Genomic DNA, 23179 nt, shown 5'->3' on the forward strand with positions numbered 1-23179 from the left:
TCCACCCTTTGCCCAGACCTCCCCTCCGGCGAGGCGGCAAACCCAGGAGACAGATTGATGATGAAACTTTCCAAAGTGGCTTTGGCCATGGCTGTTGTGGTATCTGCTGGCGCACTCCACGCCGGTGAAGTCGAAGTGCTGCACTACTGGACCTCGGGCGGCGAGGCCAAGTCGGTGGCCGAACTCAAGAAGATCATGCAGGCCAAGGGCCACGTCTGGAAAGACTTCGCAGTAGCCGGTGGCGGTGGCGACAACGCAGCCACCGTGCTGAAGAGCCGTGTGGTGTCGGGCAACCCCCCCGCCGCCGCCCAGATCAAGGGCCCGGCCATCCAGGAATGGGCTGCCGAAGGCGTGCTGGCCAACCTGAACGCCACCGCCCAGGCCGAGAAGTGGGACAGCCTGCTGCCCAAGGCCGTGGCCGATGGCATGAAGTACAAGGGCAACTACGTGGCCGCACCGGTCAACGTGCACCGTGTGAACTGGGTGTGGGCGAATCCCGAAGTGCTGAAAAAAGCCGGTGTGGCTGGCATGCCCAAGACCTACGACGAATTCTTTGCCGCTGCCGACAAGATCAAGGCCGCTGGCCTGATCGCCGTGGCGCACGGTGGCCAGAACTGGCAAGACTTCACCACCTTTGAATCGGTGGTGCTGGGCGTGGGCGGTGCCAAGTTCTACAGCGACGCACTGGTCAAGCTGGACCAGAAGGCGCTGACCAGCCCCACCATGACCAAGTCGCTGGAAACCTTCCGCAAGATCAAGGGATACACCGACGCAGCCTCTGCAGGCCGCGACTGGAACCTGACCACCGCCATGGTGATGCAGGGCAAGGCGGGCTTCCAGTTCATGGGTGACTGGGCCAAGGGCGAGTTTTTGGCCGCTGGCAAGGTTCCGGGCAAAGACTTCCTGTGCGCTGCCGCCCCCGGCACCGCAGCGGCTTACACCTACAACATCGACTCGTTCGCCATGTTCAAGCTCAAGGCCGCCGATGCGCAAAAAGCCCAGGGCGACCTGGCTGCCGCCATCATGGGCACCGAGTTCCAGGAAATCTTCAACCTGAACAAGGGCTCCATCCCCGTGCGCCTGAACATGAACCTGGACAAGTTTGACGACTGCGCCAAGCTCTCCGCCAAGGACTTCGTGGCCACCGCCAAGACCAGCAGCCTGGTGCCCTCCATCGCCCACGGCATGGCTGTCAGCCCTGCGGCTGAAGGCGCGATCAAGGACGCTGTGAGCCAGTTCTGGAACGACGACAAGATCAGCGTTGCTGACGCGATGAAGAACATCGCTTCCGCAGCAAAAACCAAGTAAGCCACATTGCGCAGCGCAACGCTGCGCCCTCCAGGGATACCGAGGAACCGGCTTTGCCGGGCCTCTGGTATCGCCCCCTGCAAGGGGGGTGGCGTAGCGAAGCGAAGCCTGGGGGTGTTTGAAAGATTTTTATGAAACTGAACTTTGAGCAGTCCCTGCCCAAGCTGGTCATCGCGCCCGGCTTTGTGCTGGGTTTTGCTTTTATCTACGGGCTGATGATCTGGAACGGCGTGCTGTCCATGACCGCGTCGCGCATGCTGCCCAACTACGACGAATTTGTGGGCTTGGAACAATACGCCAAGCTCTGGGAGATGGACCGCTGGTGGCTGGCCCTGAAAAACCTCGGCATCTTCAGCGTGCTGTACGTGGGCGGCGCGATGCTGATCGGCATGGCCCTGGCCATCGTGCTGGACCAGAAGGTCCGCGCCGAAGGCCTGCTGCGCACCATCTACCTGTACCCCATGGCGCTGTCGTTCATCGTCACCGGCACGGCCTGGAAGTGGATGCTCAACCCCAGCCTGGGGCTGGAAAAGCTGATGCACGACATGGGCTGGGCCAGCTTCAGTTTCGACTGGCTGGTGCAAAGCGACACCGCCATTTACTGCGTGGTGATTGCGGGCATCTGGCAGTCCGCCGGGTTTGCCATGGCGCTGTTTCTGGCGGGCCTGCGCGGCATCGACGACAGCATCATCAAGGCCGCGCAGATCGACGGTGCCAGCCTGCCGCGCATCTACTGGCGCATCATTTTGCCGATCCTGCGGCCGGTGGTGTTCTCCACCATCATGGTCTTGTCGCACCTGTCCATCAAGAGCTTTGACCTGGTGATGGCCCTGACCGGCGGCGGCCCCGGCTACGCCACCGACGTGCCCGCCACCTTCATGTACGTGATGAGCTTTACCCGCGGCCAGATCGGCCTGGGTGCCGCCAGTGCCACCATGATGCTGGCGACCGTGGCGGCCATCGTGGTGCCCTATTTGTACAGTGAACTGCGGAGCAAACCCCATGATCGGTAAGAACCTGTCCCGTGTGCTGATCTATGGCGTGCTGCTGCTGGCGGCGCTGTTTTTCCTGGCACCCATGTATGTGATGCTGGCCACCTCGTTCAAGGACGCGGAAGAAATCCGCAGCGGCAACTTGCTGAGTCTGCCCGGCAGCCTGAACTTCGAAGCCTGGACGCTGGCCTGGTCCAGCGCTTGCACCGGCACCGACTGCCGGGGCCTGCAGCCCTTCTTCTGGAACTCGGTGTTGATCGTGTTTCCGGCGGTGATCATCTCCACGCTGTGGGGCGCGATCAACGGCTACGTGCTCAGCCTGTGGAAGTTCAAGGGCAGCGAAGTGCTGTTTGGCTTCATGCTGTTTGGCGTGTTCATGCCGTTCCAGGTGGTGCTGCTGCCCATGAGCCAGATCCTGGGCTGGCTGGGCATTTCCAGCTCGGTGTACGGCCTGATCTTTGTGCACTGCCTGGCCGGTCTGGCGGGCACCACGCTGTTCTTCCGCAACTACTATGCCGCCATTCCCAAAGAGCTGGTGAATGCCGCGCGCATCGACGGCGCGGGCTTCTGGCGCATCTTCATCCGCATCATCGTGCCGCTGTCCACGCCCATCGTGATGGTTACGCTGATCTGGCAGTTCACCAACATCTGGAACGACTTTTTGTTCGGCGTGGCCTTCAGCGGCGCCGACAGCAAGCCCATCACCGTGGGCCTGAACAACATGGTCAACACCACCAGCAGCGTGAAAAACTACAACGTCGACATGGCCGCTGCCGTGATCGCGGGCCTGCCCACCATCCTCATCTACGTGCTGGCAGGCAAATTCTTCGTTAAAGGTCTGACGGCTGGCGCCGTCAAGGGATAAACACTATGGCATCCGCACTCCACATTCAAGGCATCCGCAAAACCTTTGGCAGCGGCGACAAAATGGTCGAGGTGCTCAAGCGCATCGACATCGACGTGGCCCCGGGCGAATTTTTGATCCTGGTCGGCCCGTCCGGCTGCGGCAAATCCACGCTGCTCAACATCATTGCCGGGCTCGAAGAGCCCACCGAGGGCGCGATCCGCATCGGCGACCGCAACGTGGTCGGCGTGGCCCCGGCCCAGCGCGACATCGCCATGGTGTTCCAGAGCTACGCGCTGTACCCCACCATGAGCGTGGCCGAGAACATCGGCTTCGCGCTGGAAATGCGCAAGGTCCCCAAGGCCGACCGCGAAAAGCGCATCAACGAGGTGGCCGCCATGCTGCAGATCACCCACCTGCTGGACCGCCGCCCGGCACAGCTCTCCGGCGGCCAGCGCCAGCGCGTGGCCATGGGCCGGGCCCTGGCGCGCCAGCCGCAGCTGTTTTTGTTTGACGAACCGCTGTCGAATCTGGATGCCAAGCTGCGCGTCGAGATGCGGGCCGAGATCAAGCGCCTGCACCAGGTGAGCGGCATCACCAGCGTCTACGTGACCCACGACCAGATCGAGGCCATGACCCTGGGCAGCCGCATCGCGGTGATGAAAGACGGCGTGCTGCAGCAACTCGGCACCCCGGATGACATCTACAGCCGCCCGGCCAACACCTATGTGGCCAGCTTTATCGGCTCGCCCACTATGAATTTAATAGCTGGTCGTGCTGGTACTGCAAGCGCTAGCGGCCAATTTTCTATACAAGGTGCGAATCTGCCGCTGGACAGCCCGCTGCCCGGCGTGGACACCCTGCTGGGCCTGCGCCCCGAGCACATCCAGCTGGTGGATGGCTCCGGCTGGCGCGGCGAGGTCAGCGTGGTCGAACCCACCGGGGCCGACACCTATGTGGTGGTCAAGACCGAGGCCGGCCTGGTCACTGTGCGCACCGCCCCGCAGGTCAGCATCCAACCCGGTGACACCGTCGGCCTGCAAGTGGCCGCCGCGCAGGTGAGCTGGTTTGACGCGAAGACCGGCGTGCGCATGTAGGGCGGAATGGTTCGGCGCTGCACTTGCGCGCCGTCACTGGAAATGGTATTTCGCCAAGACTTCTACATAGCTGTCTTTGCGGTAGTCCATCAGGCTGGGGGACTTGCGTGCGTTGTCAAACACATGCAAGACCCCTTCGACCGTCCAGTTCTTGGCGATGCGGCGGCTGGCATCGCCCCGCCAGATGCGGGCCCCGGTTGAGGGTTCTGCCACCACACCAAACTTGAATTCGGTGCTGGCGGGGTCGTTGAGCGCCACCCGAACCCCGGCATAAATACCGTGGCTGAGGGTGGTCAACGGAGCATCCGCCGGGCGCAGATCAAACTGGTATTCACCGAGCAGATTGACATCGACCACACTGCCGTTGATCCCACTCAGGGCGTACTCGCCGCCCACTACTCCAGAGAAAAAGCCGCGTGAATAGCCGCTGCGGTGGGTCAACTCGGACTTGACGAGAAAGTTGCCTACCGGCACTTGCAGGTCTGCGCCCCATTGCCGGATGAGTCTGCGTGTCGCCGTCAATTCCGTCGGTGCGGCAAAGGGCTGCGTGCGTACCGTCAGCGCGGATTCACGGTCCAGTCCGCGAAAGAAATACACGTGGGAGTCGTAGTCGCCTTGGCTGATGGCCAAACGTGCGGCAAACGCGGGCGGGGTTCCGTTGGGATGCTCCACGGAATTATGGATAGGTAATTCTGTGCGCGGCCGCCCTGCGGTACCGGGGTACCTCGGATCGCGCTCCCAGGGCAGCAGCAAAGCCTCCAGTTGCCCCACCCGTGTGGGATGGGCCACATACAGCATGGCGGTGGAAAGGCGTTGCTCCGCCGCGTAGTGGTGTGCCAAGTCCGGTGGATTGACCACATCCACCAGGTGGCGCGATTCAGTGACCCCCCAGAACAACCGCGTGAGCCCCACCTTGACGATGGTCTCATTCAGACGGGTCGAGAAATACAGCTCATTGAGGTCCAACCGTGTGCGCCCGTTGTGGGCACCTTCCAGGTACAGCGCGGGGCTGATGACGATGGACTTGCCGCCGTCCGCCCAGCGCCACTCCGGCGCAAGCCGCACCGCGAGGCGATCTGACTCCTTGGTGGGTTCATGGGGGCTGGTGTAAAGCCGGGCCCCCAGTGCGGCATTGCCTTTGAGTTGCCAAAGGCTGGTGTCCTCCGCCCCACCGTCCGCACCTATGGCTGCGCGCATTGCCAGGAGCAATGTGCTGGCGACGATGGTGTGCTTCACTGCTGGCGCTCTAAGGCATCGGCCGTGAAATCACCCGCCGTCAGCCCGGTCTTGAATTTCCAGCTGGCCCATTGCAGACGGGTGCTTTTGCCGGTTTTCTTGTTCACCATGGTTTGCACACCGGCGCGCCAGTGCTTGCCCAGATACTGTTTGTAGTCGCTGAATGTCATGGATTTGAGCAATGCCCCTTCGCGGTCGTAGTAGTCAATGCGGCGCGGCTGGTACATGGCTTTGTCCACCCATTCCACCTGGCGTGAATAGCCGGAGTCTTCATAGGCGGGCGTGTTTTCCACTACCAAGCAATCTGCACCTTCGAGGTTTTCTTCGCGCAGGAAGCGGTAGGTGAACTTTTTCACCTCCCAGGCGGAGAGATCTTCGAACGCATATTCACTGCCAATAAAAGCCGCGGCCTTGTTTTTGGAGGCAATACGTTTGGTGCGCTTCAGTGCGGGCAAGTACAGCCATTGGTCGTCCGCTGTCAGGGCATGCGACCACGTCAGCACGGCGGTCCCAGAAAGATCTACCGGCTGGTTAAAGACCACCAGTGTCCTGTCACCATCGGTCGTTTGCTCCAAGGTGAGCATGCGAAAACGGCGCGTGGTGGTGGTACCGGCGGCATCGCGTAACTCCATGGTGGCTTCCGCTACAGAATCCGAAAAGCCCGCATCGCGGTGGTCCGTTTCGACGGCAATCGACAAGCCTTTGTCTGCGGCTGCGTCGGCATGCGCCACTAGCGGGGCGATGGCCGTCAGGGCAATAAACACCATAGAGGCGGTGGTTTTTGAGAACTTCATTTTTTCTTTACTCCAAACAATAACAAAGCGGGCAACAGTACAAAATCGGCCAGCAGGCCCAGGCTGAGGATGATCACGGTCAAGATGCCCAGGTGGGCGTTGATGCGAAAGTTCGAAAGCGCCAAGATGCCGAACCCGGACATCAGCACCAGCGTGGTGATCCACAGGGCCTGGCCGGCTTCGCGAAAAGCGTGTCCGACGGCGGCGGTGCGGTCTCCTTGCAGGCGCATGGATTCGCGGTAGCGGCCGAGAAAGTGCACCGTGTCGTCGGACAAAATCCCCAAGGTCATGGCGGCTACCACAGAGGAGGCCAGGCCGACCTGTCCGACAAAAATGCCCCACACGCCAAAAGCCACGGCAGCGGGCAGGATGGTCGGCACCAAGGACAGCGCACCCAGGCGCAGTGAGCGCAGGCCCAGTCCCAGCAGCAGCCCCACTAACACCATGGCAACGATCTCACCCGAGATCATGGAGAAGATGTTGCGCTTTCCAATGTTGGCAAACATCAGGGTAGGGCCGGTCGCCGCGACATGCATGCGTTTGTCTACGTGGGTCTCCAGCCAGCTGCGGGCACGTGCCTCCAACGCCCGCACTTGCTCGCTGGAGATGTTGTCCAGGCTCGCACTCAGGCGCAGCGCGGTACGCGAGACATCGACTCGGTCACTCACATCCATCCCCTGCGGCAGGGCCAGTTCGTAGGCCAGAAAGTACTGGGTGGCCAGGGCGCGTGTTTCCGGGATGCGGAAGTACGCGGGGTCGTCGCCATTGAAGTTTCTGTTCAGCTTGCGCAAGACATCGGCCAGTGAGCTGACATGGTTGACTTCCGGCTGTGCCCGCAACCACCCGGCAAACGCATCCACCTCTTTCAGGTAGTGGGGGTCAAAAATGCCATCGGGTGTGCCGGACGGCAACATGTACTCCAGTTCATAGATGCCAGTTAGATTCTTTTCTACCCAGTCCGTGTCTTGGCGGAAGGTCAGCGAAGTATCAAAGTACTTGACGTATTCATCGTCGAGCTTGTTCAGCCATAGCAGCTGCGATACCAGCAACGCACTTCCCAGGCCCACGACGGCAATCTTGCGGGGAGTGCGGATGATCCACTTCAGCACGGCCTCCAGACTGCGTGGTACCAACTCGCGCGGACGGCCGATGAAGCGGATCGGCACCGCGATCGCAAGAGCGGGCAGCAAGGTCAGCGAAATCCACAGTGCCGCTACCACCCCCATGGCGGTGATGTTGCCCAGGTCGCGAAAGGGTGGTGCGTCGCTGGAATTCATGGTCAGGAAACTGACGACCGTTGCCGCTGTGGTGAACGCCACCAGGGTCAGATGGCTTTGCAGTACCTTGCGCATTGCGGCTTCGCGGGTGTCGCCCTTGGCGACCTGGTTCTGCCATGCGACAAGAAAGTGGATCGCATCGGCCACGGCCATGGTCATGATGATGTTGGGTGCCGCAACCGCCGTGGGCGACAGAGGAATACCCAGAAGTCCAGCGATACCCAGTGCCGCCAGGATGGAGAAGGTAATCACCGTACCCACGATCAGCGACAAGGCCATGGAACGCAGCAGCCACCAGCACAGCAGCAGCGACACGGTGAACATGGCGGGTATCAGAAGCTGCCCATCGGCTTGTGCGGCATCGTGGAATGCGGTGTCGAGCATGGCGGAGCCGGTCAGGCGCACCTCCAGGTCTGGATGTGCAAGCATCACATCCGCTGCAAGTTTTCTGGCTGCAGCGGCTACTTCGAGTACCTGCTCGTCCTTGCGGGTTTCGTCAAGAGACAGGCTGACCGCCACGCCTGCCGTGGTGCCATCCGCTGACAGGAGGCGCCCCACCAGCATGGGTTCATTCAGCAAGGTTGTGCGCCGCGCCGCGATTCCGGAGGCATCCAGCGTCTCGGAATGGTCCAGCACGGCACCGACATCCAGTTGGTCACCCACTGCCGCAGAGTGCTGGAAGTTAGCTGGTGAATCGACCCGGCGAGCGCTCGGCAAACGCCACGCATCGCGCGTCAATTGTTCCAGAGTCGCCAGGCGTTCGGTGGTAAACAGATCGCCTTGTCGTGGCTTCAGCACCAGCAATACATTGTCGGTCTTGGCAAACTTGTTCTGCAGATCGTCAAAGGCTTTCAACTCCGGGTTGTCCGGTGAAAAAAACATCCGGTAGTCGTTTTCGAAATGCAGCTTTGGCAGACCCAGACTGCACAGTGTCAGCAGCAGCATCGTGGTTGCGGCCAACCCGTTGCGCCGTTTGACCAAGAAGGCCGTAAAACTTGTCAGCATCGGCGGCCTCACACCTGGGACGCCACGGCTGCGACAGCCGCAGCCGTCGCGTTTGCAGCGCGTTCCAACTGTTCTTCACTGTGGCCGGAGGTGATAAAGAAGCGCAGGCGTGAGGCCTCTTCTGGCACGGCCGGATACAAGATCGGATGCACTTGCACGCCGTTGTCGAACAGATGCTCGGCCACGCGCAGGCACTTCAGGCTGTTGCCCAGAATCACCGGTGTCACCGGAGTCCCTTGCGCCGGGCCGGTGTCCAGGCCCAGCGCACGGGCCTTTTCCAGAAAGAATTTGCTGTTGTGGCGGAGCTTCTCAATCCGCTCCGGTTCGGCCTGCATGACTTGCAGGGCCGCAATCGCCGCTGCGGTGTTGGCGGGCGACAGGCCGACGCTGTAGAGGATGCCGCCGGGTGCATTCAGGCGCAGATTGGCAATCAGCGCATGCGATCCGGCAATGATGCCGCCGCACGAGGCCATCGACTTGGAGAGCGTTCCCATCCAGATGTCGATCACCGAGGTGGGCAGGTTGAAGTGTTCTGCCACGCCGACACCTCGTTGGCCCAGCACGCCGAATGAATGGGCCTCGTCCACCATCAAAAATACGTTGTGGCGCTTCTTGATGTCGACCAGTGTGGGCAAATCGACAATATCACCGTCCATGCTGAATACGCCTTCCGTCACGATGACGGTGTGGCGGTGCTGCTTGCTGGCTTCGGCCAGAATGCGGTCCAACGCAGCGTAGTCGTTGTGCGGATAGGGGATGCGGCGCGCACCCGAAAGGCGTGCGCCGGTCATCAGCGAGTTGTGGATCAGTGCGTCATGCACGATCAGATCGCCGGGCCCAAACAGATGGCCCAAAGTGCTGACGTTGGTGCCGTAGCCGCTGACGAAGCTGACGGCATCGTCCATGCCCAGAAAGTCCGCCATGTCGCGTTCCAGCTGCTGGTGCAACGCGATCTCGCCGGAGACCACGCGGCTGGCAGACACGGTGCTGCCGTAGCGGCGGATGGCCTCGATGGAGGCATTGGTCAATGCGGGATGGCTGGCCAGGTCCAGGTAGTTGTAGCCCGAGAAGCTCAGGTACTCGCGGCCATTGACCGCCACCGTGGCGGCCTGTACGCCATCGTGCAATGAGAAGTAGGGGTTGCGCATGCCAAATTTTTCGAATGCGTCGCGTTGGCGGCAATGCTCCTGGTAGCCGGGGAAGTTTTCAAAGCTGGCGGGGCCTGCGGGCGGGCGGTGCTCTGAGGTGGTCGATGCCACGGGTGCGCTGGCATGGGTGCCAACATGCCGCTGCATCATTTCTTTGGCGCGGGCGCGCGCGGCATTGCGTTCTGGTGAGTTCATGGTTAGGAAGCGTTATGGATAAAAAGACTGCCCATGGGCAAGAAGACCGCATCGAAGCAGCCACGTCGCAGCCTCTTTTTCAGGGGAAGGTGGCTGCGCCGTGGTGGAGCCCCGCAGGGTCAGGAGATCGCTGCCGGGATTTGCATGCGCTCCAATACCCGGGCGGCCAGCAGGCTGACGGTATTGCCACGCATCAATTCCAGCGTCGAAAACTCGACGGAGAACACCGAGCTGATGGCAATTTGCACCTCCACGGCCATCAACGAATCCACCCCCAGGTCTGATAGGGAACGTTCAGGATCAATCCGTTCGGCCGCCATCTTCAACGGGCCGGACAAGGCTTCGGTCAGCATCAGCATGGCCATTTCTTCGCGCTCTGCGATGCCCATTGCCGTCAACTCTGCTTTCAGCGGGGATTCGCCACCGGCAGCATCCTTGCCTGTGAGGTGTGCAAAACGCATTGATCGACCTCCTGTCGGCTCGAAACGGCCCCACTGCTCCCAATCGACGGCGGCCATGACGACCGATCCGGGGCGCTCTGCGAGGACGCGTTTCAGACCCGACAAAGCGACGTCGGAAGAGAGCGGCTGCATGCCCATACCTTCAAAATGGCGCGTCAAAGTTTCGTTGGAAACACCCATGCCAAAGCTGAGTGCGCCCCAGGCTACGCAATCCGCTGGCAAACCACGGGCCCGGCGTGCGGCTGCCAAGGCATCGATCGCAACATTGGCCGCAGCGTAGTTGGCCTGGCGCGCATTGCCCACGGTGGCGGCAATGGATGAGAACATGATGAAGTGCCGCGGCAACAGGCCGGTGCTGTCGAGCGCATCCGATAGGTGCCATGCGCCGTCCATTTTTGGCGCCATCACACGCTGCAAATCGGCGACATCCATTTCCTGGATCGTCATATCGGCCAGCGTACCGGCGGCATGCAGGACACCAGCCAGGGGGAGGTTGTCGGTCGCCAGCGCGGCGCAGAAGGCTTGCACTGCGGCAGCGTCGCCGATATCGGCCTGCACACGGCGTATGGTCACGCCGGTCCGTTCCAGGATGGACAGGCGTTCCGCGGCTTGCGCATTGGCACCAGAGCGTCCGACCAAAATTAGCGTGTTGGCACCTTGGGAGGCCAGCCATTCTGCGCAAGCCAACCCAAAGCCACCAAATCCGCCGGTGATGAGCCAAGCGCCGGTTGGGTCGAAATGGCCTGCAGTGGCTGCAACTGCGGGCGGCAAGTTGTGCATCGAGACAGCCTGCCCCAGCGGGGTTGCTTGCGCAACCCATTCCCTGGCACTGAGCTCCTGGCTGACGGGTAGCTTCAGTGTTCCATTGAGAAGGGCATCTCCCAAGATTTGCACGCTGGTCGTCAGGCGCTGTGGCGCATTCTGGATTGCGGCCAAGGCATCTACCCGGTGCACGCCGATGGTGGACGCAGCGTCCAACCATGGCGTGACTTCCATGCCGAGTGCAGCACCCATGCAAACCACCTGGGCTCCAGGCGCCAACCGCAATCTTTGTGGACTCAGGTGCGCCACGTCCGCAAACACCACCAAGGAAATCGGTTCTTGGGCACAGTCCAGTCGGGCGGCAATGCCACGTGATTGCGGGGCATAGTGGTCTGCGTCAATGACGTGTTGGATGCCCAGCAATGGCGCAACAGAGCGTACGACACGGCCATGTTCGGAGTTGGCACCAAATAGCAAAAGCGAACGTGTCTCTGCCAATGGCACCACTCGCCGTAGCACGTCGTGGATGCCCGCCCATTGCGTGAGCATCCGCTCGGCCCCAGTCTGGGGGCCATCGATGGGCATCGCAAATAGCGATGTATTCGCGACGCTGGTATGGCTGGCAGGACGGATGACGGCGGCACCTACAAGCCACTGGCCCACATTCCAGCGGCTATTGGTCTGGGTGACCTGGGCGGTAAAGCCGCACAAGGCAGTGCCATCAGAAGCCTCCGGTGTCTCCTGTACCAAGCTGTGCAGTGCCAGTGCTGTTTGCGTTACTTCCGTCTCTCCGCTGGCTGTGGAGAGCGCGAATGCACGCCAGTAAGTTTCTGCGCCTGCTTGCTTCTCCAGCACCACCGCCTGCGGCTCTGCCACTAAGTCGGCCAATGCGGTCTGCCGCATGTCCAGCGCAGACAGTGGGCGTACGCGGCGTGCCCAACGGGTGCCGGCACGCAGTGCCACGTCGTCCTCGGCATCATCTGCCAGCAACTCACCCACCATCGCGGTAGCGGAAGCAGGATGGGCATCGTGGTCCAGCAAAGTTACTGTCAGCCCCGCGAATTCGTTGTGCGCGACACGTCCGTACCCATGGATTGCGGCTTGTGCATGCCCGGCTACGCTGTCGCTGGCTTGGACGGACTGCGCGTTGCAGGTGGCCAGGTAGACGCGTGGCCCGGTGTCTTCGCTGCCCAGTGTTTTCATTAATCCGTGTACGCGGGCGACGCGGGCGCGGGCTTGTGCAGGCGCGGAGTCAATGCCTGCCGCCAGGTAGAGCACGCCCGACAGGGTGTTGATGGGGTATTGCGTGAACAGTGTTTTTAGTTCGTGCGCACCATCCAGGCGGCTGATGGCCACAGGCCCAGGGGCCGTGTCCACAGCAAAGGCCAGCACGCGAGCCACGTTGGCCTGCACCAGTGACCGGGTGAGAGCTTCGCCAAAACTTCCTTGTGCACAACCATCTTCGCTCAGGACCATCCACGCGCCCAGGCGCATGGGTTCGCCGACCGGCAGAACCGACTCAAAATTCTCGGTGTAGAGCAGACCTTGCATGGGGTCATGGGCGCGCTTGGCGGGCACACAGTGCACACCGTCGACATGCACCAGCAATTGGCCTGCCGCGTCGCTCAGCCACAGTTCTCCCACGATTTCTCGCTCGGTACGGCTCTTTACGCGGCCTATGCACACCACCGGCCCTGTCACAGGTGCACGCAAGGTGATTTCGTCGATTCCGGTGGGAACCCAGGGGGTGTCGCCGCCGGTCAATACGATGGCCAAAAGTGATTGGAACGCGCCGTCGAGTACGGTGGGATGCAAGTGGTGGGTCACATCGGCTGGCGCATTGACCAGAGCCGACAGTTCTGCACGCACGGTGTCGCCGCTGACAGACAAAGTGGTGATGCGTTGGCAGGCAGGACCGTACACCAGGCCCATCTGGGCAAAGCGCGCATAGGCGGATGCAACATCGAGGACTTCTCCGCCCTCGAAAGCCGGTGCGCGCAGGCTGTCGTCAAATGCGACGCGGCTGATATGGGCTTGAGCGTGGCGTGTCCATGGACCACCGGACTCTTCGCGGCTAGCCATTTCGACCAATTGGCGTTGCGGGTTGTAGCTGGTGCGGTAGAGCAGGGTGGCATCCCCTTCCAGGACCAGCGGGCGGCTGACCTCCACGTTTTCGACACACAGGGCTCCGTCGCCTTCCAGCATCTGCTCGGCTACGGCAAATGCGGTGTCGATATACGCAGCGCCAGGCAGCAGCACCATGCCGTCTACCTCGTGGTCGGCAATCCACGGCAAATACAAAGTGTTCATTGCACGCTCCCAGGTGGGCGTAGGGTGGTCCAGCGTTTCGCCGCACAAGGCACCCACGGGTGGACAGGCGCGCTCGCGTGCGCAACTGTCGGCCTCTGCCCAAAGGGTGTCACGCATCCACGGATGGCGTGGCAGATTCAGCTGTGCGTTGGCTGGACCATTGAGGCGCAGCCAGTCTGGGGCGATCCCTGCTGCATACAAGCGCCCTAAGGTGGCGTGCAACTGAACACAGTCGGATGCACCACGAACCAGGGTAGAGACGGTACGGCCTTCATCGCTGCGGCGCGCCATGATTTCGCGGATGTTCCCACCGATTACAGAATGCGGGCCAATCTCGACAAACAGCCGGTAGCCATGGTCCAGCATGTCCTCGATGGCCGCCCGAAAGCGCACAGGCTCGCGCACATTGCGGCACCAGTACTCGGCACCAAAAAGGCCGTCCGAACCCTGGTGCGCGCTCACGGTGGACCATACGGGCGTCGTGGCAGGATGCAAGGTCAGGCTTGAAAGTTCGGTGCGCAGGTCGCTCAGAATCGGGTCCATGTAGCGGCTGTGGTAGGCCACTTCCACCTTCAGGCGGCGGTTGAATATGCTGCGGACTTCCAATCGCCCCGCAAGATCATTCAAAGTTGTTTCGTCGCCCGCCAGGGTCACCGCTGTGGGCCCATTGATGGCGGCGATTTCGACTTTGCCGTGGGTGTTTTCGATCAGGGCCAGCGCATCCGCCTCCGACAAACCGACGGCCAGCATGCCACCTTGGCCAGCCGTAGTCGCTTGCAGCTTGGCGCGTTGGTAGCTGACGCGGATGGCATCTTCCAGGCTGAGTACGCCGCTGGCCCAGGCAGACCCCACTTCTCCCACGCTGTGTCCCACCACCGCTGCAGGGCGAACACCACGCACAGCAAGCCATTGGGTCACCAACCATTGGCACAAGAAATTAGCCGGTTGGGCGATATGGGTTTTGGCCACCAGCGAAGCCTCTTCGGGCTGCAGCATGGCCTCGACCAGCGACCAACCCGACAAAGACTTGAAAATGCTATCGAATTTTTGCGCTAACTGCTGGCTTGCTGCGTCATTGCTGAGCAGCTCACGCGCCATGCCCCACCATTGCGGCCCCATGCCGGTAAAGACGAACACGGCATCGGTATTTTTGAGCGGGCGTTCGGCACGGGGGCGCGCCTCCAGCCAGGATGCCATCGCGGTGCGCAGTGCGGGGCCCGAGTTGGCGGCAAAGGCAACGCGGCAATCGTGGTGGGTGCGGCGCAGCGCTGCCGTGGCCAACAGCGACCGTGGCAAATCGGGGCTCGCCGGGTCCAGCGAGCCGCTCCATTGGCTGACCAAATCGGCCAGGGCCTCATCGGAACGTGCCGAGACCGGCAGCATGCCCCAGCCATCTGCGTTGGCAGCGCTGGGGGTGGCCGCGGATGGTTCGGGCGGCGACTCCATAATCGCATGGGCGTTGGTGCCGCCGTATCCAAACGAATTGACCGCCATGCGCAAAGTGCCTGGCGGCAAAGTCTCCAGTTCGCGCGGTGGCCGGATGTTGAGCCCTTCGAAGTCGATGGCAGGGTTCAGGTGGGTCAGCCCCGCCACTGCGGGCAGTTTGCGTTCGCGCATGCACAGCACCAGCTTGATGAGCGATGCGATGCCGGACGCTGCCTCCAAATGGCCAATATTGGCCTTGACCGAACCCACGGGCATGGGGCTGGCGCGGTGGACACCAAATACCGAGCTGATGGCAGCGCTTTCGATGGGATCGCCCAGCGGGGTTCCGGTGCCGTGGGCTTCCACGTAATGCACGTCATCGGGTACCAGGCCCGCGCGGTCCAGCACCTGCTGCATCAGCTTGCTTTGTGCGTCCTTGTTGGGCACCGTGATGCCTTCGGTGCGGCCGTCCTGGTTGCAGCCGGTGGAACGCAGCACGGCCAGAATGCGGTCGCCGTCGGCCTGTGCACGCGCGAGAGGCTTGAGCATGACGATGCCCGCACCTTCGCCCCGCCCGTAGCCGTTGGCCGAGGCATCAAAGGTTTTGGACCGGCCGTCTGTCGCCAGGAAATGCCCCTTGCTCATGGCGATTACGTATTCCGGGCGGAACATGATGTTGACCCCGCCCGCCAAGGCGACATCACACTCACCACTCCAGATGGCCTGCGCGGCAAGGTGTACCGCGACCATTGACGACGAGCAAGCCGTATCCACCGACAGGCTGGGCCCTGTCAGGTTGAAAGCATGTGAAATCCGGTTGGAAAGAATCGTGGCTGTGGAGCCCACTGCCGTGTGCGAGCCTGTCGCAAAGCGCGATGCACCGCCCATGCGGCCAATCAGATTGTCCAAAGTGAACGCGCCGATGTACACGCCGGTACGCGCCGCGCCCAGTGCTGCCAGGTCGGCACCCGCGTGCTCGATGGTCTCCCATGCCACCTCCAGCAGCAGGCGCTGCTGGGGATCCATGACTTCGGCCTCGCGGTTGGAAATTCCAAAAAACCCTGCATCAAAGGCGCGTAAATCCTGGCGGATGAAGTTGCCGTGCTTGACATACGCTCGCCCAGGCGCATCGGCGTTCGTGCTGAAGTGGCGGCGCCAATCCCAACGGGTGGATGGCACCTCTCCCACTGTGATGCCCCCGCCACGTAAAACTTCCCAGTAAGCCTCGATGTTTTCTGCTTCACCTGGAAAACGGCAGGCCATTCCCACGATAGCAATCGGTTCAGATTGGATGGGTGTGTTCTTCATAAATTTTTTCCTCGTTATCGACCGGTAAAAGCTGAGTGGTTGGATGTGTGCCAACCCACCGGAAGACCCGCCGCACATGTCCCTTACATGCGGCAGTTGCCGACTGCCCGGCAGGGCACCAAAGTGGCCGTTTTGGGCGGTGAAAACAGCAGATCTTGCGTTTGGTATATCAGCTTACAAACATAAAACAATGTCTACTAAATTTATTGTTTGTAAGATTGTAGACAATATTGGTGAAAAAAGACCATGCTTCTTGTGTCTTGAATTCATTGCTTGTGTAACCGTTGGTGTGTTTTGGCTAAACAACCCACGGAAATCTGATATTCAAACTTGGACATGTTTGGCAAATTTCTGAGTCACAAATGCGACATGGGAGGGAATTCAAGTGGGGATTGCACGCCTCCAATCGGCCCTGCTGAGGGCGCAAGGGTCTGCCATGGGTGAGCCTGTGATGGCTACAGAAGAGCCCAATCGTTTTGGCGATTGCCGCTAGCTTGCGCAGAGGCAAGCGCGTGGGCCGCGCATGCCCCACCCGCTCCAAGCCCCATGAAATTACGTGGACAGGTTCCACTAACCACCAGACCGGGCACTTGGTAATGCCATGTTGGTTTTGGATGCTTGATGGCAACAAAGCGCCAAATTGCTACAAATTAGATAGCGGCTTGTGCCCTATGGTTAAGCACTGGATGCCAATTTCTTATGGAATATCGGTATGTGGTTGATGGACCAGACGCGGCTCCCAGTCGATCTGGGTCCAGGGCAGCGGGTGGCCCAACCAGTAGCCCTGGGCGTGGTGGCAGCCCATCTCCTGCAGGCGCTGCGCCTGGGCCTCGGTTTCCACCCCTTCGGCCACCACGTCCACACCAAAGCCTTTGGCCATCTGCAGCACGGCGGCCACAATCGCCGCGTCCTTCGGTGCGCTGCACAGGGTGCGCACAAAGCTCTGGTCGATCTTGAGGCAGTCGAAGGGCAGGCGCCCCAGGTAGCCCAGCGAGGAATAGCCGGTCCCGAAGTCGTCGATGGCGATCTTCACCCCCAGGTCGCGGATTTCGCGCAGGCGCTCCACGGTCTGGCCGGTTTGTTCGATGAGCACCGATTCGGTCAGCTCCAGCGTCAGGTTGTGGGGCGGCAGCCCACTGGCCAGCAGGGCCTGTTTCAGCGTGCTGCCGAAATCGGACTGGATCAGCTGCCGGGCCGACACGTTCACATGCAACTCGAAATCGGGCGGTAGCTGTGCCAGGTGCTGGGCCACGTCGCGGGTGGCGGTGCGCAGCACCCAGTCGCCCAGCGCCAGCACCAGATCAGAACTTTCGGCCACCGGAATGAAGATGCCAGGCGGCACCATGCCGCGCAGCGGGCTTTGCCAGCGTACCAGCGCCTCCACCCCACTGACCTTGCCGGTCGCCAGTGCGATCACGGTCTGGTAGTGCACCCGGAACTGCTCCCGTTCCAGAGCCTGGCGCAATTCATTGGCCAGCCTCGCTTGCTCCTGCGACTGCGCCAGCATGCCGGGGTCGAACACCCCATGGCTCCCCCGGCTGCGGCGCTTCACCTCGCCCAGCGCCACGCTGGCATTGCGCAGCCACTCGGGCAGGGCATCGGCCTGCAAGGGGCCCTCGACCACCCCCACCGACGCGCTGACCCGGATCTCGTCGCCGCCCGAGGCAAACGGTGTGGCGAACAGCCCCACGGCCTGTGCGCCGATGTCGGCGGCGGCCAGCTGGGCATCCAGGTACAGCAGGGCAAACTCGTCACCGCCCATCCGGGCCATCAGCACCTGGGGGGGCAATTGCGCCCGCATGCGCTCGGCGATGGCCTGCAGCAGGCGTTCGCCGGTGGCGTGGCCGACGTTGTCGTTGATGGCCCGAAACCCGTCCAGCCCCAGCAGGCACAGCACGGCAGGCCGCATGCCGTCCCAGTGCACCGCCTCCAGCAGGCCGCGCCGGGTCAGCAACTGGGTCAGGCTGTCCAGGCGCAACTGGTCGTGCATGTGGTTGAAGGCCCGCTGCAGGCGCTGCGCCATGGCGTTGAAGGCGTGCACCAGGGTGTGGGTTTCCTGCACCGCGCCGCCGGTGTCGATAGAGGTGTCCCATTGGCCCTGCGCGAGCTGGTCGGCCGCCTGCGCCGTGCGCTGGATCGGCCGGGTGACCCAGCCAATCGCCCACAGGCCCAGCACAAAGCCCAGCAAGGCGATGCCCGCCATCCAGGCCAGGCTGCGCTGGCTGGCGGCGCGGATGTCGCCCAGCAGGTCGGCTTCGGGCACCAGCATCACGATGCGCCAGTCCAGTCCCCGGGCATCCGAATACGGGGTGACCCGGCAGATGTACAGCTTGCCATCCACCGTCAGCTGGAAACCCGAGGCACTCTCGGTGGGGGCCTCCGCCACCGGCTGGGCGGCGGCGCGCAGCACCGGGTTGTCGCCCTGCCACAGGCGCAGGCGTTGTCCGCGTGGGGTGCCGCTGCGGCCATCGGAGACCACCGAACCCGGCTCGGAAAACGCCACCAGCTGCCCTTCGATGTCGGTAATGGCGATGAGGGCCGTGCCCCGCAGCGGTTCGTCCCGCAGAAACTGGTTCAGGCCGTTGAGCTTGACATCGGCTTCCATTACCCCCAGAAACCGGGGCCCGGCCAGCACCGGGGAGGACGCCGAGATGGTGATTTCGGCCCGCTCGTCATAGTTGGTGTAGATGGCCGACCAGCCTGGCTGGCGCGACCGGGCAATCGGCGCATACCAGGGCCGGCCGCGCGGGTCGTACTGGTCGTAGGCGGCCAGCAGGTCCTGCGGCTCTTCGCCCTTGTAGATCCGCAACTGGCCCCCGGTGGTGGCATCCTTGAGCATCAGGTTGAAGACCGCACCGCCGTCTTCGCGGCGCATCCCGGCGTATTCGCCTGCGGCGCTGCCAAAACTCAGCACGCTCATCTGCGTCTGGTCCAGGTACAGATGGCGGTACACCCCGCCCAGGTAGCGGTACAGGGAGCCCAGGTCACCGGGCTGGTACAGGCCATGGCGCGCAATGGCATCGGCAATGCCGTGCTGGATGCGAAACGGTTCTTCCAGAAAATGCACCAGGCGGTTGTGGGCGGCCACGGTCAGCGCGTCCAGAATGCGCACGCTGGACTTGTCAATCAGGCGGGTGTTGTTGTCTTGCTGCGTGACGGCCTGCAAGGCAACGGTGGTGGCCAGGATCAGCGCAAACGGCACCGAGATGGCAAGCCTCAGGGATGGTCGAAAAACACGCATGTGCGGATTTGAAAGAACCTGGCTTTCGTCGACAAAGGGGAGGGGAGGCCGAGGGGCCTGTGGGCCAGTATCCCACAGGCGTGCTGAAAAACGTGTATACGTTCCAATTCAACGGGGAAGCGGCGGCGGATGCCGGAAGTCGCCCGAGGTCAGCGGAAACGCGGGCAGTGGCAGCCGCAGGCGCACGCACAGGCCCTGCGGCAGGATGTTCTCGGCGTCGGCGGTGCCGCTGTGGCGCAGGGCGATCTCCTGCACGATGGCCAGGCCCAGGCCGCAGCCGCCGGGCAGCTCGCTGGCGCGCCAGAAGCGCTCGAACACCCGGGGCAGGTCGGCCTCTTGCAGGCCCGGGCCGTTGTCTTCCACCTCCACCACCGCATGGCCTTGCAGGCGCTGCACCCGCAGGGTCACGGTGGCCCCGCGGCCCGCGTAATGCAGGGCGTTGTCGATCAGGTTGCTGAGGGCTTCGCGCAGCAGCAGCTTTTCGCCCTGGGTGACCAGGCTGTCTTCGCCCTCGTAGCCCAGGTCGATACCGGCGCTGATGGCGCGCGGGGTCCATTCGCGGGCCACTTCGCGGGCCAGCGCGGCCATGTCCAGCGGCTGGGGCGTGATGTCGGCCTCGGTACGCGCCAGCGCCAGCAACTGGTGTACCAGGTGGGCGGAGCGCTTGGCCCCGGCGTGCACCTTGGTCAGCCGCTCTTGCAGGGCCTGCGGGTCGCGCTCGGCCAGGGCCAGCTCGGTCTGGCTGATCAGGCCCGCCAGCGGGGTGCGCAGCTGGTGGGCGGCATCGTTGATGAAGCGCTTTTCCTGGCCCAGGCTGCGTCGCACCGCGGCCAGCATCTGGTTCACCGCCTCGGCCAGCGAATGCACCTCCAGCGGGGCCTGGGTCATCTCGATCGGCAGCAGGGTGGTGACGCTGCGGTGGGCCCGGTCGCCCAGCAGGGCTTCCAGGCGCTTGAGGGGCTGCAGGCCGCGGCCCACGCCGATGAACACCACGGTGCCGATCAGCGCGCCCAGCAGCACCAGCGGCAGCAGCATGTCGGCCACCAGCTCGCGGGCAATGCGCTGCTGCACGGCCAGGCTTTTGGCCACCTGCACGCGCAGGCGCTGGGGCGATTCGGCCTCGCCGTAGTTGACTTCCAGCAGGGCGATGCGCACCGGCTTTTTGTCCAGCAGGGTCTCATAAATCAGCGGCTCCCCGGCCTGGATGGGAACGCCCAACAGCGGGTCGGGCAGCTTGCTGTTGCCCAGCACAAACTGGCCGGGCGGCGACGACACCATGTAGCTGACGCGGTCGGTCGGGTCTTGCTCGATGATGTCTTGTGCGGCCCGCGGAAAGTCCACCAGCAGGCCCGAGCCCATGGGCTTGACCTGGCGCGCCAGCGAGCGCACCGATTGGGTCAGCGACTGGTCGATGCCTTTTTCGGCGTAGTTCAGCGCGATGCGGTAGGCGAGCAGCCCGCCCACCAGCCACAGCAGCAGTTGCGGCAGCAGCAGCCACAGCAGCAATTGGCGTTTCAGGGACAGGCCGGGGGCTTTGTCTTTTTGCAGCCCCGGCGGCAGGCTTAAAGACACGGCACGGCCATCATGGCGCGGCGGTTTCCAGCATGTAGCCCAGGCCGCGCACGTTGCGGATGCTCAGGCCCGAATCGGCCAGCTTGCGGCGCAGCCGGTGCACGTAGACCTCCAGCGCGTTGGACCCCGTGTTGGTGGTGTCGCTGGGATCGCTGGGGTCGGCCTTCCAGGCGCTGAGCACGTCTTCGCGGCCCACCACCTGGCCGGCGTTGGTCACCAGCAGCGACAGCAGTGCCCATTCGCGCTGGGTCAGCTCCAGCGGCTCGTCGTCCAGCCAGGCCAGCGGCTGCGTGGCATCCAGCCGCAGGCGGCCGGTTTCGCCCATTTGCAGCTCCAGCGAGCCACCGAACGCAGGCAGGCGCGAACGGCGCAGCATGGCCCCCAGGCGGGCTTCCAGCTCGGCCATGTTGAAGGGCTTGGTGAGGTAGTCGTCGGCCCCGGCGTTCAGGCCCTCGATGCGGTCTTCCACGCCGTCGCGGGCGGTCAAAATCAGCACCGGCAGGGCCAGCAGGCGTTTGCGGATCCAGCGCAACAGCGCCATGCCGTCCAGCAAAGGCAGGCCCAGGTCCAGCACCACGCCGTCAAAACGGTTGGCTTCCAGTTGCTCTTGCGCCAGCGCACCGTTGGCGGCGGTGGTGGTCTGGTGCCCTGCCAGCCCCAGCTGGGCCGCCAGGCCGTCGCGCAGTAATTCGTCGTCTTCAACTATGAGTAAATGGGCCATGGCTAGAGCATACCAAGGCAACAGAATGCTGTGGAACTATCGTATTGATAGCTGCTCGTGCTCACCGAATATGATCTACAGGCTAATTTGATGCCTAAATTAATCCAAGGAAAATTCATGAAGTTCGATGCCGTGTTGTTTGACTGTGATGGCGTGCTGGTCGATTCCGAGCCGCTGACCATCGGCGTGCTGCGCGACCTGTTGGCCGAGACCGGCTGGACGCTGACGCTGGCCGAATGCATGCGCTTGTTTGTCGGCAAAACCGTGATGGACGAAGCTCCCGCCATCGAAGCCCATACCGGTAAACCGCTGACCGAGGCCTGGATGCTGGAGTTCCGCGCCCGGCGCAACCACGCACTGCACACCCGGCTGGAGCCCATTCCCGGCATCCACGCTGCGCTGCAGGCGGTGCACGCCACCTATGCGGGCCGCATCGCCTGCGCGTCGGGGGCCGACCGCATCAAGATCGAGCTGCAACTCGACAAGGTGGGCCTGGCCGAATACTTCAACGGCATGGTCTTCAGCGGCCATGAAATGCCCCGCACCAAGCCCTGGCCCGACGTGTACCTGGCCGCCGCTGCTGCACTGAAAGTAGACCCCACCCGCTGCGCCGTGGTGGAAGACACCACCACCGGCGTGCGCGCAGGCGTGGCCGCCGGGGCCACGGTGTTTGGCTACGCCCCTGCCACGTCCGACCACGTGGATGCGCAGGCGCTGATGGACGCAGGGGCGTTTTGCACGTTCACCGATATGGAGCAACTGGCGGGCTTGGTGGTGTAGGCCAGGGTGTGCAGCGCCACCATGTAACGGCGGGTCATTGATAGAAACTAACAATCAATTGTTATTTGTCAATTGTCTATGTGAATCGATTGGCCGTAAGATTGCCCCTGTTCACAACGACCAACCCCCACAGGAGCCCACGATGTCCGTCGCCAGCCAACGCCCAGAAATCAAAACCCTCGCCAACCTCGAATCCGCCTTCGCAGGCGAGTCCATGGCCCACATCAAGTACCGCTACTTCGCCAAGTTGGCGCGGGAAGCGGGCGACGAAGCCACCGCCAAGGTGTTCGAGGCCACCGCCGACCAGGAAGTGATGCACGCCTTTGGCCACCTGGACCTGCTCTACCCCAAGGCCAGCATGACCCCGGCCAAGGCGCTGCAAATCGCCATCGACGGCGAAACCTACGAGTACACCGAGATGTACCCCGGCTTTCGCGCCACCGCCGAAGCCGAGGGCAATGCCGCCGCCGTGGCCGAGATGGACGAGCAGATCGAAGAGTCCAAGGTCCACGCCGCCCAGTTCGCTGCCACCCTGGCCAAGGCCCAAAAACGCTTTGCCGCCCTGGCCAAGGTGGAAGAGCGCCACGCCAACCACTACCAGGCCCACCTGGACAGCCTGACGGCCACGGCATAATCACTACGTTTTTAATAGCTGCTCACGCTCATTGAATAAGCGCTAGAGGCACTTTTTACATAAATTGAA

14 protein-coding genes are annotated in these 23179 nt (G+C 62.6%); 6 read left to right on the top strand and 8 right to left on the bottom strand.

The window, feature by feature from the left end:
* The first annotated feature begins 57 nt into the window (after nt 1–57).
* The 4 genes from AC097O_RS21940 to AC097O_RS21955 all read left to right on the top strand — a co-directional run bounded on the left by AC097O_RS21940 (nt 58) and on the right by AC097O_RS21955 (nt 4241).
* Nucleotides 58–1308, top strand: a complete 1251-nt coding sequence (locus AC097O_RS21940; RefSeq protein ID WP_479595096.1) for an ABC transporter substrate-binding protein — start codon at nt 58–60, stop codon at nt 1306–1308.
* Nucleotides 1309–1439: 131 nt separating this feature from the next.
* Nucleotides 1440–2321 (top strand): ABC transporter permease subunit, encoded by an 882-nt coding sequence (locus AC097O_RS21945; RefSeq protein ID WP_315183137.1) that lies wholly within the window; start codon nt 1440–1442, stop codon nt 2319–2321.
* Nucleotides 2311–3165, top strand: coding sequence for an ABC transporter permease subunit (locus AC097O_RS21950; RefSeq protein ID WP_315183135.1), 855 nt, complete (start codon nt 2311–2313; stop codon nt 3163–3165). Before AC097O_RS21945 ends, AC097O_RS21950 begins: the two co-directional genes overlap by 11 nt.
* 5 nt (nt 3166–3170) lie before the next feature.
* Nucleotides 3171–4241 (top strand): ABC transporter ATP-binding protein, encoded by a 1071-nt coding sequence (locus AC097O_RS21955; protein WP_479595097.1) that lies wholly within the window; start codon nt 3171–3173, stop codon nt 4239–4241.
* Between the two features lie 33 nt (nt 4242–4274).
* Here AC097O_RS21955 and AC097O_RS21960 read toward each other — a convergent pair whose 3' ends face one another.
* From AC097O_RS21960 to AC097O_RS21995, 8 genes are all read right to left on the bottom strand, one after another.
* Complete coding sequence (locus tag AC097O_RS21960) at nt 4275–5438, bottom strand: hypothetical protein (RefSeq protein WP_479595098.1); 1164 nt, start codon at nt 5436–5438, stop codon at nt 4275–4277.
* A 35-nt stretch (nt 5439–5473) separates the two neighbouring features.
* A complete protein-coding gene (locus tag AC097O_RS21965; protein ID WP_479595099.1) occupies nt 5474–6244 on the bottom strand; it encodes an outer membrane lipoprotein-sorting protein in 771 nt (256 codons plus the stop codon).
* A gap of 23 nt (nt 6245–6267) precedes the next feature.
* A complete protein-coding gene (locus AC097O_RS21970) occupies nt 6268–8553 on the bottom strand; it encodes an efflux RND transporter permease subunit (RefSeq protein WP_479595100.1) in 2286 nt (761 codons plus the stop codon).
* 8 nt (nt 8554–8561) lie between these two features.
* Nucleotides 8562–9896 (bottom strand): aminotransferase class I/II-fold pyridoxal phosphate-dependent enzyme, encoded by a 1335-nt coding sequence (locus AC097O_RS21975; RefSeq protein ID WP_479595101.1) that lies wholly within the window; start codon nt 9894–9896, stop codon nt 8562–8564.
* A gap of 119 nt (nt 9897–10015) precedes the next feature.
* Nucleotides 10016–16162: a type I polyketide synthase gene (locus AC097O_RS21980; protein ID WP_479595102.1), complete on the bottom strand. Its 6147-nt coding sequence runs from the start codon at nt 16160–16162 to the stop codon at nt 10016–10018.
* 697 nt (nt 16163–16859) lie between these two features.
* Nucleotides 16860–19403 carry a bifunctional diguanylate cyclase/phosphodiesterase gene (locus tag AC097O_RS21985; RefSeq protein ID WP_479595103.1) on the bottom strand — a complete coding sequence of 848 codons (2544 nt, stop codon included), beginning with the start codon at nt 19401–19403 and terminating at the stop codon, nt 16860–16862.
* Between the two features lie 108 nt (nt 19404–19511).
* Nucleotides 19512–20975 carry a sensor histidine kinase gene (locus tag AC097O_RS21990; RefSeq protein WP_479595104.1) on the bottom strand — a complete coding sequence of 488 codons (1464 nt, stop codon included), beginning with the start codon at nt 20973–20975 and terminating at the stop codon, nt 19512–19514.
* A gap of 10 nt (nt 20976–20985) precedes the next feature.
* On the bottom strand, nt 20986–21696 hold the full coding sequence (locus tag AC097O_RS21995) for a response regulator (protein WP_479595105.1): 711 nt from the start codon (nt 21694–21696) through the stop codon (nt 20986–20988).
* A gap of 117 nt (nt 21697–21813) precedes the next feature.
* Here AC097O_RS21995 and AC097O_RS22000 point away from each other — a divergent pair, with 117 nt between their 5' ends.
* Together AC097O_RS22000 and AC097O_RS22005 are read left to right on the top strand one after the other, a co-directional pair.
* Entirely contained in the window at nt 21814–22476 is a 663-nt protein-coding gene (locus AC097O_RS22000; protein ID WP_479595106.1) for an HAD family hydrolase, read from the top strand.
* A 142-nt stretch (nt 22477–22618) separates the two neighbouring features.
* Nucleotides 22619–23110 (top strand): rubrerythrin family protein, encoded by a 492-nt coding sequence (locus AC097O_RS22005; protein ID WP_479589257.1) that lies wholly within the window; start codon nt 22619–22621, stop codon nt 23108–23110.
* Nucleotides 23111–23179: the final 69 nt, after the last annotated feature.

The sequence above is a fragment of the Rhodoferax sp. LS1P39 genome, from assembly GCF_056521425.1.